Consider the following 16,638-nt stretch of genomic DNA (forward strand, 5'->3'; position numbering starts at 1 on the left):
TTAAAAAAGGAGAAAATTTGATGAAGTTAAAAAAAATAGGAACACAAATACAGCAAATTCGTAATGCAACTATAAAATTAAGCTATGGAGGCTATATCTTTCTTATTGATCCATGGCTTGCTCCTAAAGGTGCAACAGGAAGTTTATTAGAATTAAATAAAGGAGAGTTTAAGGTAAAAGAATTAGTAAAAGAAAGTATAAGAATGCCAATATGTGATTTACCTTTTTCCACTACTGAAATTTTAGAAGATGTAGATTTTTATATTGTAACACATTTACATCCAGATCACTTTGATATGGATAATTATAATGAAGTATTAGATAGAAATATTCCTATTTTTATTCAAAATAATGCAGAAGCTGATTTTATGAAAAATTTAGGATTTAAAGATATTAAGATATTACAAGAAAATGGAAGTTCTTTAGGAAAAATAAAACTCACTAGAGTAGAAGCTTTACATGGTTCCCTAACTCCGTGTGGTCCAGCTAGCGGTCTTATTTTTGAAGCTGAAAGAGAACCCACAATATATTTTGCTGGGGATACAATTATGTATGATGGAGTAAAATCTGTAATAGAGAAATTTAAACCAGATATAATAATTTTAAATGTTGCTGATGCTTTTTTTATTAAATATGGCCATTTAATAATGGATGAAGAAGCAATTGATATCATTCATAAATTAGCTCCAAATGCAAAAATAATTGCTTCTCATTTAGATAACGTTGCTCATACTTATCTTACAAGAAATATATTATTATATAAATTAATCCAAAAAGGAATTGAGCAAGAAATTCTTATTCCAAATGATGGACAGATTTATGATTTTTAACTAAAATCTCTTTATAAGGAACTGCTGTAATTTTAATACCACTTCAGGATTTAATTTCATTTTTCTTATTTTTAAAATTTTGTTATTATCTTAAAATTTGAATTATCTAATTCAAAGAAAGAAAAGTAAAAAAGCTCTATTTCATTTATCAAAGATCTTTTTAAAAGATAAGAATATCTAATAATAAAAAGATTCATATTTTTTATAAAAAGAAAAAGATGGAGTATAAATCAATAATTTTTAGTCATCATTTTATACTCCATCTATATCATTACTTATCAGTATATCCTTCTATTATATTTGTTAAATGATCTCCAACTCTTCTATAGAAATTTATAATATCCATAAAATTTGTAGTAGTCATTGTAGTAGCTGCTTCCTTTATTCCGTGATCCATATAATTTTTCTTTGCTGATTTATATAAACTTGTAACTTCTTTAGCATCTACAACACACTCTTTTATAAGAATTGGATTTTTTTCTTGATATCCTCTATCTATATGTTTAAAGAAATCATTTGTCTTTTCATGTAAACTCATTACTACTTCTATTTCATTTTCTGTTAGAAAAACAGCATTATCATGTAATTTCTTTAATCCATTAGCAATTCTTAATAAATAATCACTAATTGTTTCATATTCATCTGAAACGATTAAGTTATTTCTAATATCTCTTCTTAAACTATTATTTATGTCTTTATTATTTAAAATTACGAAATTGGCATCTGTAATCTCTTTTTGATAAAGATCTAAGTCATCTTCTATTTTTCTAAGATCCTTTATTTTATCATCAGTTAAATTCTTAGAGTTACTATACATATTTCTAACTTCATCAAACATTATTTGAATCATTTTACCCATATTTCCAACTTCTACCTTTGTTTGCTCTACAACAACTCCAGAAGTTTTTAACATAAGCTCATCTATCTTAGTTTTTCTATCATTTACTTTTCCATCATCTTTTACAACTTTACATAGAAAATCTGCTAAATATCCTATAAATGGAGTAAACATAATAACATTTACAACATTAAATGTTGTATGAGCTGTTGCAATTGCCATTGTCATATTAGCTTCTGGATTACTGAATAAAGCTAAAAATCTTAAATAAAATGGAAATACCGCTGTTACCCAAATAACTCCAAAAGTATTGATAATTGTATGAGCATATGCTGCTCTTTTTGCATTTACATTTGCTTTTAATGTAGCTAAGATAGCAGTTATAGTAGTACCTACATTTTCTCCTAAAACTAAAGCTACTGCTGTTTCATAAGTAATTAATCCTTGTACAGCTAAAGTTATTGTTATTCCTAACGTTGCTGAAGATGATTGAACTATAGCTGTTACCATAGCACCTACTAAAGCAGCCTTTAAAACACCAAAATATGTATCAGCTGAAAACATATGGAATAATCTTACAAATTCTGGCATACTTCTTACAGGCTTAAGTCCACTGCTCATCAACTCTAGTCCTAAGAATATCATTCCTAATCCCATTATCGTTAAAGCTCTAGTTTTAGCCTTATCTCCCTTTAAGAACATATGAGCTATTGCAGCAGCTCCTACAATTGGCAATCCATATTTTCCAATATTAAGAACCAATATCCATCCAGTAATAGTTGTTCCAATATTTGCTCCAAATATTACTCCCAATGCTTGTTTCAATGTAAGTAACGATGCGTTGACAAATCCAATCGTCATTACAGTACTTACAGATGATGATTGTACAAGCATTGTAACAAACATCCCCATCAATATAGCTACAACTCTATTAGTAGTTAAAATAGCTAAAAATCTCTTTAACTTCTTCCCTGCTAATTTTTGCATTCCAGAAGACATGTTATCCATTCCATAAAGGAAAATTCCAAGTCCTCCAAGAACCTTAAAAATTATATCCAGATACATTTTACCTCCTAAAATAAATAAGAATTTATATAACTTTTCTCTAAAACTTCAATATTTATAACTTTTTAAGAAAAAAGCACGACATTTTATTATATTATCTTATTTAGGAAAATTCAAGTTTTTAAATATAAAAAATATTTTTTTTACTTTTTTTTACTTTTTTTGCATGTTTTTTTCTTTTTTAAAACATTTTATGATTACTAGTTATCTCTTTAATGCCTGTAAAGTTTTCTCTAAAGCTCTTAGTGTGTAATCTATTCTAAAATAACGTGCATTTTCCCCCATATGACCTATTCTTAATACTTTATCAGCTAGATATCCATATGATTTTCCTAACATTACTTCATGATGCTCTAGCATATAATTATATACCTCCTCAATGCTGTATCCTTCAGGAATGTAAAATGCAGTCACTGTAGGAGAATATCCACCTTTTAAATATAATTCTAATCCTAAGTCCATTAATTTTATTCTTGTGTACTCTGCTGCTGTATAATGTCTTTCTCTTACCTTATCAAGCCCCTCTTCAAACATATTGTCTATAGCTACTCCTAAAGCAACTATTGCAGACATTGGCATTGTATATGGAAATAATTTTTTCTCCACACAATTTTTCCATAAAGAAAGATTACAATAAAAAGATGGTATTGGAGTTTTTCTACTTTCAATAACATTCCAAGCATCATCACTTATTGTCATTATTGTAAGCCCTGTTGTAGCTGAAAAGACTTTTTGTGAAGCTCCTAAAGCAATATCAATTCCCCACTCATCAACTTTTAACTCTGTTCCTCCTACAGATGAAACAGAGTCTACCACTGTCATTATTCCCATAGATTTTAATGTTTTACATATATCCTTAACATTATTTAAAACACCTGACGGAGTATCACAATGAACGACAGTAGCATATTTATACCCCACATCTTTATTTTGCTCTAAAAATACTCTCAACTTATCTGTATTTACTTGATTATCTAAATCACTTTCAAAAAGTGTAACTTCACCACCATAGATCTCTACTAAGTCTTTAAAACCTGCTCCATATATTCCATTAGCTATTACTAAAACTTTATCTCCTTTTTCAGTAAGAGAAGCACAAGCACTATCTAATCCAAGCATTCCTTCTCCTGCCATAATTATAGTTTGTGCTTTCTTAGCCCCAAAAATTTTCCCTATTTTTTTACATAATTGTCCATAAAATTCAAAAAATTTAGGATCGAAATCTGAGTTCCCATAATAATTTCCCCTCGCATGTAATACGTTCTCCCTAGCCATAGTTGGTCCAGGTGTCATCATAAGATAATTTGCTCTTTTCAAAAAGTCCACCTCCAATAAATATTATAAAATTAAAGTTCTTATAATTTAAATATTTTATATTATAACACATCTAAAAATAATTGAAAATCCTACTTTAAATAGAACTCAAACCAATTTGTTATCTCTTCTAGCCTTTTAACTCTATGTCTAGGTTTTCCACTTCTTGACAACTCATGATTTTCTCCTCTAAACATACATAATTTAGCTGGAACACCATGATATTTTAGTGAAGTAAACATCTGTATTCCCTCTACTACCCAACATCTATAATCTTCTTCTGAATGTATAAATAGCGTCGGAGTTTTTACTCTATCAGCATATCTCATTGGAGAGTGCCACCATAGTTTCTCTGGATTATCCCACGGACTAGAAGCATTTTGATCTACATTAAAATAGTATCCTATATCTGTAGTTCCAAACTTTGAAAACCAGTTAGCTATACTTCTTTGAGAGGCAGCACAAGCAAATCTATCTGTATGTCCTATTATCCAGTTAGTCATAAATCCACCATATGATCCCCCAGTAACTCCAATTTTTGTTTCATCTATCGGATAAGCTTTTATTACTTCATCTGTAAACTCCATTAAGTCTTCATAATCAATTGTTCCATATTTGCCTCTGATATCAGCAAATTCATTTCCTCTTCCATCTCCACCACGTGGATTACAGAAAAATACAAAGTACCCCATATTTGCCCAAACTTGCATCTCATGATAAAATACTTCTCCATATACAGTTTTAGGTCCACCATGTATATCTAAAATTCCTGGGTATCTCTTTCCTTCTTCATAATCTACTGGTTTCATTACCCAACCTTCTATCTCTACTCCATCATTTATAATATTAAATTTTTCTGGAATAGATAATTTTTTACTCTCTACTATACTCTCATTAAATTTCGTAAGTTGTTTTTCTTCACCATTTTTTAAAGAGTATAACTCTTGAAGCTTGATTCCTCTAAGTCCAATAAAGTATATTTCTCCTTCACCTATAGCATAACTATCTACCGATCCCTTAGCTTTTGTTAATATTTTTTCATTACCATTTGTATCTATTGTACTTAAAAAAGCATCGTGCATTACTGTTGTTAAAAAGTAAAGCTTATTATCCTTTACTCTAAAACTTTTTCCACCACCATATCTACAATCTGAGCCAACTGTATTTACCATCCAAGTATCATGTTTCTTAAATAGTTCAAGCTTTCCATTTTTTATCATATAAAAATCTGGATTTTGGTTTATCCCATATTTTAGTGTATCATTCAAACCACATAGTATTCCTTCACCAAAAAACTCTACAAAATTAACTCTATAATCTTCTCCTGGAAGTATTAATTCTGTTTTTTTATTCTTTATATCATAACTATATATAGCTTCTCTCTGCTCCTGCTTATCTTTATATCTATTTATTACATATAAGATTACTCCATCTTTATATGAATAATAACTTACATTTGATATTGTATCAGATATCGGAGTTAATTCTCCATTTATTCTATTGTATACATATAATCTATTTCTTTTTTTATTAGTAAATCCATTTCCATTACTCCAAAATGGTATCTCATCTAAAATTTCATAATCTTTACTTTCTTTTATCTTTTTAACAGCCTCTGCTCTTTCGTCGCCTACAAGCTCATTTAAATTTATTCCGTAATTATCATATTTAGCAGTGATTATAAAATTATCCTTATCTATACTCTTAATAGATGTTACTAACATTGGAATTCTCATATACTCTTGAGCTTCTCCACCTCTTATATCAATTACATAAAAACAAGTCCAATTTTCTCCTTCTTCTACTCTAGCCTTTAACTTTTTATCTCTCATACTTGGGAATAGTATCTTAGTTTCATCTAACCATAGAAAACTTTTTTCCTCATTCATTCCAGTTAGCTTAATATATTCTTTTGTGCTATTATTCATTATCCAAATATTAGAATTGTAATTATTTTCTTCATAATCTCCCTTATGAACTATAAAAGCACTATTTCTTCCATCAGGTGAAACCTCTATTCCAGATAGATACTTATACTCCAAAAAATCTTTTAATTTTAAATTTTCCATATTCAACACCCCTTTAATATTTTCTATTTATATATTTTACAAAATTTATTTAAAAAAATCTATTTTTTTAAAAAAAAGATATTAAAAAAATAGATTTACATGTATAATATATATTATCAATAATTTTAAGGTGATTTATATGAATAATAAAAAGATTAGGGAACAAATTAAAACTTCAAAAAGAATCGTTATTAAAGTGGGAACATCTACTCTTACATACCCCAACGGAAATTTAAATTTTAATTTAATGAATAAATTAGCTTGGATATTAGCTGATCTTAGAAATCAGGGAAGGGATGTTATACTTGTAACATCAGGAGCTATAGGTGTTGGTTCAAAAAGTTTAAACTTTGAAAAAAGACCTACAATCATAAGAGAAAAACAAGCTGCTGCTGCTGTAGGTCAAGCTGAACTTATGCATATATACAAAAACTTTATGGGAGAATACAATCAAAGAGTTGCTCAAATTCTTCTTACAAAGGATGATTTTAAAGAGGGAGAAAGAAAAACAAATACAAATAATACTCTTGAAACTCTTCTTGACTTTGGGGTTATCCCTATTATCAATGCTAACGACACTATATCTACTTTTGAAATAGAATTTAGTGATAATGACAGATTATCAGCAAGTGTTGCTTCTCTATTAAAAGCAGACCTTTTAATAATTCTTACTGATATTGATGCTCTATATGATGCTAATCCTAAAACTCATCCTGAGGCAAAAAGAATACCATATGTTGAAAAAGTAACTGATGAAATTCTTGCTATGGGTGGAGAAAAAGGAAGCGAATTTAGTGTTGGTGGTATGGAAACAAAACTTCTTGCTGCTAGAGAATGTTTTGATCATGGAGTTATGATGGCAATATTAGATGGTTCAAATCCTTCATTTATTGAAGAACTTATCAATGGTAAGGATATTGGAACAGTTTTTGGTAATGGAAAATAGGAGGAATTTATGGAGTATATTGAAAAACTTGGAGTTGCTGCTAAAGAAGCTGAAATTCAAATAGCTCAACTTTCAACTAAAATAAAAAATGAGATTCTTTTAAAAGCTGCTCAAGCTCTTTTAGATAACTGTAATAAAATATTAGAAATAAATAAAAAAGATGTTGAAAATGCAATTAATTCAGGAGTAAAAAAAGCTTTTATTGATAGATTAACTCTTACAGAAAAAAGAGTAGAGGATATGGCTGATGGTCTTAAGCAAATAGCTTCTTTAAATGACCCAGTTGGGGAATTTACTTATGGTAAAACACTACCTAATGGTCTTATTATTCAACAAAAAAGAGTTCCATTAGGAGTAGTAGCTATCATATTTGAATCTCGTCCTAATGTAACTGCTGATGCTTTTGGACTATGCTTAAAGAGTGGAAATGCTGTTATCCTAAGAGGTGGAAAAGAAGCTATTAATACAAATATAGCTATTGTTAATGTATTCAAAAATGTTTTAAAAGCTTGTAATATAAATGAAAATGCAGTACAAATCTTAGAAGATACAAGCCATGATACAGCTAATAAACTTATGAAAGCTCACCAATATATAGATGTTTTAATTCCTAGAGGTAGTGCTAGACTTATCAATACAGTTATTGAAAACTCTACAATCCCTTGTATTCAGACTGGAATTGGAAATTGCCATATATTTGTAGATGAAAGTGCCGATATAACTAAAGCTGTAAATATTATTATCAATGCAAAAACTCAAAGACCTGGAGTTTGTAACGCTGTAGAAACTCTTCTTATACATAAAAATTGTGCTGAAAATATTCTTCCTCAACTTGGAGAAGAATTGATAAAAAGAAATGTAGAGATTAGAGGAGATGAAATCACAAGAAAGTATATTCCTTCATCTATTCCTGCTACAGAAGAAGATTGGGCAACTGAGTATGAAGATTACATTGTAGCTATTAAAGTTGTAGAAAATTTAGATGAAGTTATAAAACACATTACTAAATATGGTACTAAACACTCTGAATGTATAGTTACTGAAAACTACTCTAATGCTCAAAGATTTTTAAATGAGGTGGATGCTGCTGCTGTTTATGTAAATGCTTCTACTAGATTTACAGATGGTGGACAATTTGGATTTGGAGCTGAAATTGGTATTAGTACTCAAAAACTTCATGCTAGAGGACCTATGGGATTAAAGGAACTTACTACTACTAAGTATGTAATCACTGGAAATGGACAAATAAGAGAATAATATTAAAATTTTGAGGAGCCTAATTTTCACAAGACTCCTCTTTTTTCTATTTTTTATTTAAAATTTCGCTTAAAAAACTTGATCCAAGTATCAAAACTCCACCAATTATTTGCAAAATCCCTAGATGTTCTTTCAATATTATAGCCGATATAATAATAGCAAATACTGGATCTATATAGCTAAGTACCGCTATTGTTTGTCCTTTTAACTCCTGTAATGATGAAAAATAAAGTAGATAGGCTATTCCAGTATGAACTATACCTAAAATTAATATATATGGAATAGAATTTAAAGAGATATTTAAAGATTTTCCGCTATCCATATATAAAACATAAGGTAATAGAGTAATTGTAGCAGAAAGAAGTTGAATTATTGTTATCTCTAGGCTATCTATTCCCTTCAAAAATTTATTCATTAAAATAACACTTGCATAAAATCCAGCTGCTAATAATCCATAGGCTATTCCTATTAAAGCACTTCCACCATTTATTCCATCTACTCCTACTATACAAAACATTCCTACTAAAGCCATTAAAACACATAAAAATTTTGATAGTGTTAATTTTTCCTTTAGTATAAATGGAGCTGATATTGTTACAAATATTGGTGCAAAATAATAGCTCAAAGTAGCATTTGAAATAGATGTGTATTTATACCCTTGGAATAAAAATATCCAGTTAAGTCCAACTGCAAAACCAGAAAAAATTAACAGATATATATTCCTTTTTATTGCTTCAATAGAAACTTTCTTCCTCAATAATGCCATAGCAAATAACAAGGTAATTCCACCTATAAAACCTCTTGTTAATGCTATTTCACTTGAATTTAAATCTATATTTTTTACGAATAATCCTATTGTTCCAAAGATTAACATAGCTATGATATTTCTCAATTTTGCTCCCATAAAATCATCTCCCATTCTATCTTATACAAAAAATTTTTATTTAAAGAATAAAGAGTAGCTAAAGTTGTATTCTCCAAGCTACTCTTATTACTCTTTATTTTTATTTAATCTAAGTTTAAGTCATTTTTTAAATAAGCTAATAGCTCATCTCTTGTTTCTTCATTTCTAAGTCCAAACTCAATATTAGCTTTTAGAAGTCCAAACTTGTTCCCTATATCGTATCTTTTACCTTCAAACTCATAAGCTATAACTTTTTCGCCATCTTTTAACATATCTAAAATAGCATCAGTCAGCTGAATTTCTCCACCTTTACCTGGCTTTTCCTTCTCTAAATATTCAAAAATCTTAGGAGTTAATAGATATCTTCCAAGACAAGCTAGTCTTGATGGTGCTTCCTCTATAGCTGGTTTCTCTATAAAGTCATCCATTTCTACAGTCTTTTCATCTAAATGTTTTGTTGGTTTAACTATACCATACTTAGAAACATCTTCTGCTCTTACCTCTTGACACCCTACTATACTATTCCCATATTTTTCATACTTTTCTATAAGTTGTTTAGCCACTGGTGCATCTGGATTGTATACTATATCATCTCCCAACGCTATAACAAAAGGTTCATCTCCAACAAATGGTTTAGCCTTTAATATTGCATGTCCTAATCCCTTTGGGTGATTTTGTCTAACATAGCATATATTTGCCATTGAAGATATTTTTTCTACCTTTTCTAAAAGTTCATCTTTTCCATCTTTTTCTAGTGTATTTTCAAGCTCATAAGAAAAGTCAAAATGATCCTCTATTGAGTTTTTATTTCTTCCAGTAACAATTATTATATCCTTTATCCCAGATTCCACTAATTCTTCAACTATGTATTGAAGAGATGGTTTATCTACGATAACAAGCATCTCTTTTGGTTGTGCCTTAGTCGCTGGTAGTACTCTTGTTCCCAAACCCGCTGCAGGTATTACAGCTTTTGTAACCTTCCTCATATAATCTCCCCTTCAAAACTTATTTTGCCTTTGATCCATTCTCTACTGCTGTATTTACTTCAATAAGTCTTAATCCACTCTTATCTTCTGTACTAAGTAGCATTCCTTGAGAGATCTCTCCTCTCATTTTTCTAGGTTTTAAGTTAGTTATAGCTAAAACTTTCTTACCTACTAATTTTTCTGGCTCTGGATAAAACTTTGCTATTCCTGAAAGAATTTGTCTTACATGATCTCCAACACTAACCTTAAATTTTAAAAGCTTGTCCGCTCCCTGAACTTTTCCAGCGTCTAAAATTTCTACAACTTGAATATTAACCTTATCAAAATCAGTTATATCAATTGGATTTTCTACTTCCATATTTTCATCTACTTGCATAGGATCTTTTTTAGGAGCCTCTAAAGCTTCTAGATCAAGTCTTGGGAATATTGGCTCTGCATTTCCTAAAACATGTCCCTCTTTTAATAAATTCCATCCCATAATCTCTTCTACTTTTGCTGTATGTATGTCTCTATTTTCACCTAATTGATTCCATATTTTTTGAGCTGAAGTTGGCATATATGGATAAACCATTACTGCAGCTTTATATAGTCCATCTATTAGATGATTCATTACAACTGCTAATCTATCCTTATTAGCTTCATCCTTTGCTAGTGTCCAAGGTGCAGTCTCATCTATATATTTATTTAATCTTGAGATAAATTTCCAGATAGCTTCAAGAGCTTTTGAATATTGAACTATATTCATTTGCTCATCAACTTCTTTTACTACTTCTGTCCAAAGTGCTTCTATCTCATCATCATATTTATCTCTAGTAACTCCAGTAGTAATTACTCCATTAAAATATTTTTTATACATTCCCAATGTTCTATTTAATAAATTTCCTAAATCGTTAGCAAGATCTGAATTTATTCTTGTAACTACTGATTTTGTAGAGTAGTCTCCATCATTTCCAAACTGTACCTCTCTCATTAGGCAATATCTAAATGCATCTACTCCATACTTTTCTATTTCAGATATAGGATCTACTACATTTCCTTTAGATTTTGACATTTTTTCTCCCTCAGAAGTCCACCATCCATGTGCAACTACTTTATCTGGAAGTTTTATTCCTGCTGATAATAACATACATGGCCAAATTATAGCATGGAATCTCACTATATCCTTTCCTAACAGATGCATTACCTCAGCATTATTCCAATATTTATCAAACATCTCTGGATTATTTTCATAACCTACAGCAGTTAAGTAGTTAGTTAAAGCATCAAACCAAACATAAGTTATATGTCCTGGAGCAAACTCAATTGGTATCCCCCATTCAAAGGTATTTCTTGAAATTGAAAGGTCTTGTAATCCTTGCTTTATAAATGAAACTACTTCATTTCTTCTTGAACGTGGAAGAATAAAATCTGGGTGTTTATCAATATGCTCTAATAAAGCATCTTGGTATTTTGACATTTTGAAGAAGTATGACTCCTCCTTTACTATTCTTAATTCTTTTCCACAATCAGGACAGTGATTTCCATTTACTATTTGATTTTCAGGTACAAATGTTTCACAAGAAACACAATATTTTCCTGAATACTCTCCCTTATAGATATCTCCATTCTCATAAACTTTTTTAAGAATTTTCTTTACTGCTTCCTTATGTCTTGGCTCAGTTGTTCTTATAAAATCAGAATACTCTATTCCTAACTTAGCCCACATCTCTTTAAATCTCGGAGCCATTATATCTGTCCATTGTTGTGGAGTGTATCCCTTTTGCTTTGCAGTCTCCTCTACCTTTTGTCCATGTTCATCTGTTCCTGTTAAGAAGTATGCATCATACCCCATTGTTCTTTTATATCTTGCTATTACATCTGCTGCTATTGTAGTGTAAGCACTTCCTACATGTGGATCACCATTTACATAGTATATAGGTGTTGTTACATAAAAATTTTTACTCACGATATTTCTCCTCTCTATTTTAAACTACTCTTTATATTTAAATATATTTTTCAGCTTCTCTATCTAATCTATTTAATTCATTTTTTATTTTTTCACAGTACTCATCTATATTGGCATCTATAGGAACTTCTATTGGTTCTCCCATTATATATACCATCTTCGTAAAAGGTTTTGGAAATTGAAACTTATCCCAAGCCTTTCTAAACTCCCATTTACTTTTATAAGCTGTTCCTGTTGGAATTATATATTTTTTCCCCTTTTGTGCCAGATATATCATCCCTGGTTTAACTTCATATATTGGTCCTTTGGGTCCATCTACAGGTGTTCCTATACTGTAGCCCTTTTTCATATACTTAATTAATGATATTAAGCTTGAAGTTGAATTTTTATCAGATGATCCTCTTATCATCTCATACCCCAACTTTTCTAAAGGAACAGATATCAATTCACCATCTTTAGAGGGACTTGCTAACACAGCTCTTTTTTCTATATAATCTAAACACAGTGTTGAGGCTACTAATTTATTATGCCAAAAAGCAAAAATATAGCTCTCTTGATTCTCTTTTATCTTTTCATTTTTTATCACTTTTACTTTCAATGTTTTTCTTATAATTTGAAGAAGATAATAAAGTATTGTACCATATCTTCTATATTTTTCCGTTTCTTTTTTTTTCTCCATTTAGTTCCCCCTATATTTAGAGTATCTCTAAACAATTATATCATAAAGATCTACTTTTAAAAAGATAGATTAAAACTTTTTTATTTTTAATCTCTTTTACTATTTCTTAGCTAATTCTTCATTTTGAAATTTATTTATCTTTATAAAAAAATTATGTAAAAATTTTAATTCCGATTCACTATAGTTTTCATATAAAAATTTATAAAAACTACTCTCTATTCCCTCTACTTTCTCACATACATCCTTATATGCTTCCTTCCCACTTTTAGTTAATTCTATATATATATCCTTTTTATTTCCTTCGTCTTGATATGTCTTTATATAATTTAAGGATATTAATTTTTTTATTACTTTACTTGTATAACCCTTGCTATTTTTTATTTTTTTGGATAATTGTGTTACATTTATTTTTTCATTTGATCCTATACAATAGAGATAATTATAATCTGTAAAAGTCAAATTTTTATCCAATCTATCTTTTAAAACATTATGATATTTCTCATTTGCGTATATAAATTCCTGCATCTCTAAATATATTTCTGGGATATAACTTTCACCTTTATCGCTTTTTAAAAACTCTTTATAAAATTCTCTACTATCCTCAATTAAATTAAAAAATTTTTTTATTACTTTATTAGAAATTTTTTTCACCCTCTTCCTATTTCTGATAGTTTCTTAGGAAACATTATATCTCAGATCTCTTTATTTATCAATATTTTTCTATAAAAAAAAGTAAATGTTTTATTTCTGTATTGTTTCTTAAGAAACATTTTTCTTAAGTTCTATTTATGTTAATTCTATTCCTATTCGTCCATTTTTAATATATTGACTTCTAAAATATTGTTCGGTATACTTAGAATGTAAAAATAAAACAATTTAGGAGGATTTTGTTATGAAAAAAGGGTTTTCTATCTTACAAAGAGTAGGTAGAGCTTTTATGCTTCCTATAGCAGTGTTACCTATGGCGGGGATACTTTTAGGAGTAGGAGGAGCTTTTACTTCAAAAGCAGTTATTGAAACATATCATCTTACATTTTTAGAGCCAGGAACATTATTAAATAAAATACTTGTTCTTTTCTCTAACTCTGGATCTTTTGTTTTTGCTAATCTTTCTGTTATATTTGCAGTTGGGGTAGCTATTGGGCTTGCTAATCAAAATAAAGAAACAGCAGCTTTATCTGGATTACTAGGTTTTTTACTTTTCCATACAGTAATTGGAACTGTTTTAGGATTTATGGGATATACTCCTGAAACAACTACTGTTCAAGCTTTTATGGATAGAGGGTTCACTTATGATGTAGCAGTTGGAAAAGCTGCTCTATATACTAAAGAGCTTGGAATATTTACACTACAAACTGGTGTACTTGGTGGTATTATCTGTGGATGTGTTTCTGCTATGATAACTAATAAGTTTTCTAATAAAACTTTACCAGATTATCTAGCTTTCTTCAGTGGAAATAGATTAGTTCCTGTTCTTACAATGGTTTTCTTTATTCCACTAGGAGCAATTGTTCCATTTATTTGGCCTTCAATATTTGCTGGAGTAGTTAAAGCTGGAGCAGCTTTTACAGCTATGGGACCTATTGGAACTTTCCTTTATGGATTTACAGCTAGACTTTTAAATGTATTTGGACTTCACCATGCAGTTTATCCACTATTCTGGTATACAGAGCTTGGAGGAACTATGGAAGTTGCTGGTCAACTAGTTGCTGGTGGACAAAGAATTTTCTTTGCTCAACTTGCTGATCCTACTGTAGTTCACTATTCAGCTGATGCTACAAGAACTATGACTGGTGGTTTCTTACCAATGATGTTTGGACTTCCAGCAGCAGCTTTTGCTATGTATAGATGTGCTGATGCTAGCAATAAAGCTAAAGTAAAAGGTATCTTAGCTTCTGCAGCTCTTACATCTTTCTTAACTGGAATAACTGAACCTTTAGAATTTACATTCCTATTTGTTGCTCCACCTCTTTATGTAATTCATGCTTTCTTAGAAGGTGTTGCTTATGGACTTTTACACTTCTTAAATGTAGCAGTTGGAATTACTTTCTCAAGAGGTATAATAGATTTCAGTTTCTTTGGACTTTTACAAGGAATGGCTAAAACTTCATATCAATGGATTTTAATAATAGGACCTTTCTATTCTATCATGTATTACTTTATTTTTAAATTTATGATAGAAAAATTCAACTATAGCACTCCTGGAAGAAATGAAGCTGAAGCTAAACTTTACACTAGAAAAGATTATCAAGGAAATTCTAACGAAGATTTAACTGATGATATCGTTGAAGCTCTTGGAGGAGTAGATAATATTAAAGGAATTGATGCTTGTATAACAAGACTTAGAGTAACTGTTAAAGATAGTTCTAAGGTTGCTGATGATGCTAGATGGAGAGAATTAAAATCTCAAGGTGTAATCAGAAGTGGAGAGGGTATCCAAATAATATATGGTACACAAGCTGAAATTTATAAAAATAAAATTATTAAAAAATATGGATTATAAGTTATATATCTCATAACAGTAAAAGGGCAGTTGAACTTACAACCGCCCTTTTTATTAATCTCTACATATACCTTGTTCTTTAGCTATTTTTTCTACAGCTGTAGCTACTGCTTCAGCTACTCTTTTATCAAATGGATCTGGAATTATATAATCTTTTCTTAATTCCTCATCTTTGATTAAAGAAGCCAGTCCCTCCGCTGCTGCAATTTTCATCTCTTCTGTTATTTTTTTAGATTTTGCTCTTAAAGCTCCTTTAAATAACCCTGGAAACACTAAGACATTATTTATTTGATTTGGATAATCTGATCTTCCTGTTCCAACTATTGCTGCTCCAGCCTCTAATGCTTCTTCCGGCATAATTTCAGGTGTTGGATTTGCCATTGCAAAAACTATAGCATCTTTATTCATTGATCTTACCATATCTTTACTTAATACATTTGGTGCTGATACTCCAATAAATACATCTGCTCCAACTATTGCATCTGCTAATCCTCCAGCAATATCTTTAGAGTTTGTAATTTCTGCTAACTCTTTTTTGGAAAAATCATACTTATCTTTATCACTTCTTCTTAAAATACCAACTCTATCTATAGCTATTATCTCTTTAGCTCCAAGTTTCTTTACTAATTTTATAATAGAACTTCCTGCTGCCCCAGCTCCATTTACAACTACTTTTATATCTTCTATTTTTTTATTTACTATTTTTAACGCATTAATTAATCCAGCTGCTACAACTATTGCTGTACCATGTTGGTCATCATGAAAAACGGGAATATCTAATTCTTGTTTTAATCTTGTTTCTATTTCTATACATCTAGGTGCTGATATATCTTCTAAGTTAATTCCACCAAGCCCTGGTGCTATCAATTTAACAGTTCTAATAATTTCCTCTGTATCCTTAGTGTCTAAACAAATAGGAATTGCATCTACATCTCCAAACTCTTTGAATAGCACACATTTTCCTTCCATTACAGGTAAGGCTGCTTCTGGTCCAATATCTCCCAATCCTAATACTGCTGTTCCATCAGTAACTACTGCTACTAAATTTCCCTTTGCTGTATATTTATATACATCCTCTTTATTGCTTGCTATCTTTCTACAAGGTTCTGCTACTCCTGGAGAATAAGCCAAGCTTAAATCTTCTCTATTTCCTACTTTTACCTTAGAAACTACTGATAATTTACCTTTATTTTTCTCATGTAACTCTAGTGATCTTTCATAAACATCTGCCATTTTTTATTCCTCCAGTTTTTTTATTTCCTTATAGTTTAATTATATTATTTTTCTATAAATAAGTAAAGA

13 protein-coding genes are annotated in these 16,638 nt (G+C 29.9%); 4 read left to right on the top strand and 9 right to left on the bottom strand.

What is annotated here, in order from left to right; all coding sequences use genetic code 11:
* The first annotated feature begins 20 nt into the window (after window positions 1–20).
* Entirely contained in the window at window positions 21–830 is an 810-nt protein-coding gene (locus IAA47_07935) for an MBL fold metallo-hydrolase (GenBank protein ID MBU3842890.1), read from the top strand.
* 271 nt (window positions 831–1,101) lie between these two features.
* On the opposite strand, the gene IAA47_07940 is transcribed toward IAA47_07935, so the two are convergent.
* The 3 genes from IAA47_07940 to IAA47_07950 all read right to left on the bottom strand — a co-directional run bounded on the left by IAA47_07940 (window position 1,102) and on the right by IAA47_07950 (window position 6,116).
* Window positions 1,102–2,733, bottom strand: coding sequence for a Na/Pi cotransporter family protein (locus IAA47_07940; protein ID MBU3842891.1), 1,632 nt, complete (start codon window positions 2,731–2,733; stop codon window positions 1,102–1,104).
* Window positions 2,734–2,937: 204 nt separating this feature from the next.
* Entirely contained in the window at window positions 2,938–4,050 is a 1,113-nt protein-coding gene (locus IAA47_07945; protein MBU3842892.1) for an alanine--glyoxylate aminotransferase family protein, read from the bottom strand.
* Window positions 4,051–4,139: 89 nt separating this feature from the next.
* A complete protein-coding gene (locus IAA47_07950; protein ID MBU3842893.1) occupies window positions 4,140–6,116 on the bottom strand; it encodes a S9 family peptidase in 1,977 nt (658 codons plus the stop codon).
* A gap of 139 nt (window positions 6,117–6,255) precedes the next feature.
* Between IAA47_07950 and proB the strand changes: the two genes are divergently transcribed.
* On the top strand, window positions 6,256–7,062 hold the full coding sequence (gene proB / locus IAA47_07955) for a glutamate 5-kinase (protein ID MBU3842894.1): 807 nt from the start codon (window positions 6,256–6,258) through the stop codon (window positions 7,060–7,062).
* A gap of 9 nt (window positions 7,063–7,071) precedes the next feature.
* Window positions 7,072–8,319, top strand: a complete 1,248-nt coding sequence (locus tag IAA47_07960; GenBank protein ID MBU3842895.1) for a glutamate-5-semialdehyde dehydrogenase — start codon at window positions 7,072–7,074, stop codon at window positions 8,317–8,319.
* Between the two features lie 46 nt (window positions 8,320–8,365).
* Here IAA47_07960 and IAA47_07965 read toward each other — a convergent pair whose 3' ends face one another.
* The 5 genes from IAA47_07965 to IAA47_07985 all read right to left on the bottom strand — a co-directional run bounded on the left by IAA47_07965 (window position 8,366) and on the right by IAA47_07985 (window position 13,484).
* Window positions 8,366–9,223 (bottom strand): DMT family transporter, encoded by an 858-nt coding sequence (locus IAA47_07965; GenBank protein ID MBU3842896.1) that lies wholly within the window; start codon window positions 9,221–9,223, stop codon window positions 8,366–8,368.
* 104 nt (window positions 9,224–9,327) lie between these two features.
* A complete protein-coding gene (galU, locus tag IAA47_07970) occupies window positions 9,328–10,209 on the bottom strand; it encodes a UTP--glucose-1-phosphate uridylyltransferase GalU (protein MBU3842897.1) in 882 nt (293 codons plus the stop codon).
* Window positions 10,210–10,228: 19 nt separating this feature from the next.
* Window positions 10,229–12,154, bottom strand: coding sequence for a methionine--tRNA ligase (gene metG, locus IAA47_07975; GenBank protein ID MBU3842898.1), 1,926 nt, complete (start codon window positions 12,152–12,154; stop codon window positions 10,229–10,231).
* Between the two features lie 37 nt (window positions 12,155–12,191).
* A complete protein-coding gene (locus IAA47_07980; GenBank protein ID MBU3842899.1) occupies window positions 12,192–12,833 on the bottom strand; it encodes a lysophospholipid acyltransferase family protein in 642 nt (213 codons plus the stop codon).
* Between the two features lie 99 nt (window positions 12,834–12,932).
* Window positions 12,933–13,484, bottom strand: coding sequence for a MarR family transcriptional regulator (locus IAA47_07985; protein ID MBU3842900.1), 552 nt, complete (start codon window positions 13,482–13,484; stop codon window positions 12,933–12,935).
* A gap of 241 nt (window positions 13,485–13,725) precedes the next feature.
* On the opposite strand from IAA47_07985, the gene IAA47_07990 reads away from it, so the two are divergent.
* On the top strand, window positions 13,726–15,336 hold the full coding sequence (locus tag IAA47_07990; GenBank protein MBU3842901.1) for a PTS transporter subunit EIIC: 1,611 nt from the start codon (window positions 13,726–13,728) through the stop codon (window positions 15,334–15,336).
* A 54-nt stretch (window positions 15,337–15,390) separates the two neighbouring features.
* Here the strand turns inward: IAA47_07990 and IAA47_07995 are convergent, their stop codons facing one another.
* On the bottom strand, window positions 15,391–16,569 hold the full coding sequence (locus tag IAA47_07995; GenBank protein MBU3842902.1) for an NADP-dependent malic enzyme: 1,179 nt from the start codon (window positions 16,567–16,569) through the stop codon (window positions 15,391–15,393).
* Window positions 16,570–16,638: the final 69 nt, after the last annotated feature.

Source organism: Candidatus Fusobacterium pullicola, from assembly GCA_018883725.1.
GTDB lineage: Bacteria > Fusobacteriota > Fusobacteriia > Fusobacteriales > Fusobacteriaceae > Fusobacterium_A > Fusobacterium_A pullicola.

Coding starts and splice junctions, on each gene's coding strand:
- IAA47_07935 (MBU3842890.1), top strand. CDS start 21: ATGAAGTTAAAAAAAATAGGAACACAAATACAGCAAATTCGTAATGCA.
- IAA47_07940 (MBU3842891.1), bottom strand. CDS start 2,733: ATGTATCTGGATATAATTTTTAAGGTTCTTGGAGGACTTGGAATTTTC.
- IAA47_07950 (MBU3842893.1), bottom strand. CDS start 6,116: ATGGAAAATTTAAAATTAAAAGATTTTTTGGAGTATAAGTATCTATCT.
- proB (MBU3842894.1), top strand. CDS start 6,256: ATGAATAATAAAAAGATTAGGGAACAAATTAAAACTTCAAAAAGAATC.
- IAA47_07960 (MBU3842895.1), top strand. CDS start 7,072: ATGGAGTATATTGAAAAACTTGGAGTTGCTGCTAAAGAAGCTGAAATT.
- IAA47_07965 (MBU3842896.1), bottom strand. CDS start 9,223: ATGGGAGCAAAATTGAGAAATATCATAGCTATGTTAATCTTTGGAACA.
- galU (MBU3842897.1), bottom strand. CDS start 10,209: ATGAGGAAGGTTACAAAAGCTGTAATACCTGCAGCGGGTTTGGGAACA.
- IAA47_07980 (MBU3842899.1), bottom strand. CDS start 12,833: ATGGAGAAAAAAAAAGAAACGGAAAAATATAGAAGATATGGTACAATA.
- IAA47_07990 (MBU3842901.1), top strand. CDS start 13,726: ATGAAAAAAGGGTTTTCTATCTTACAAAGAGTAGGTAGAGCTTTTATG.
- IAA47_07995 (MBU3842902.1), bottom strand. CDS start 16,569: ATGGCAGATGTTTATGAAAGATCACTAGAGTTACATGAGAAAAATAAA.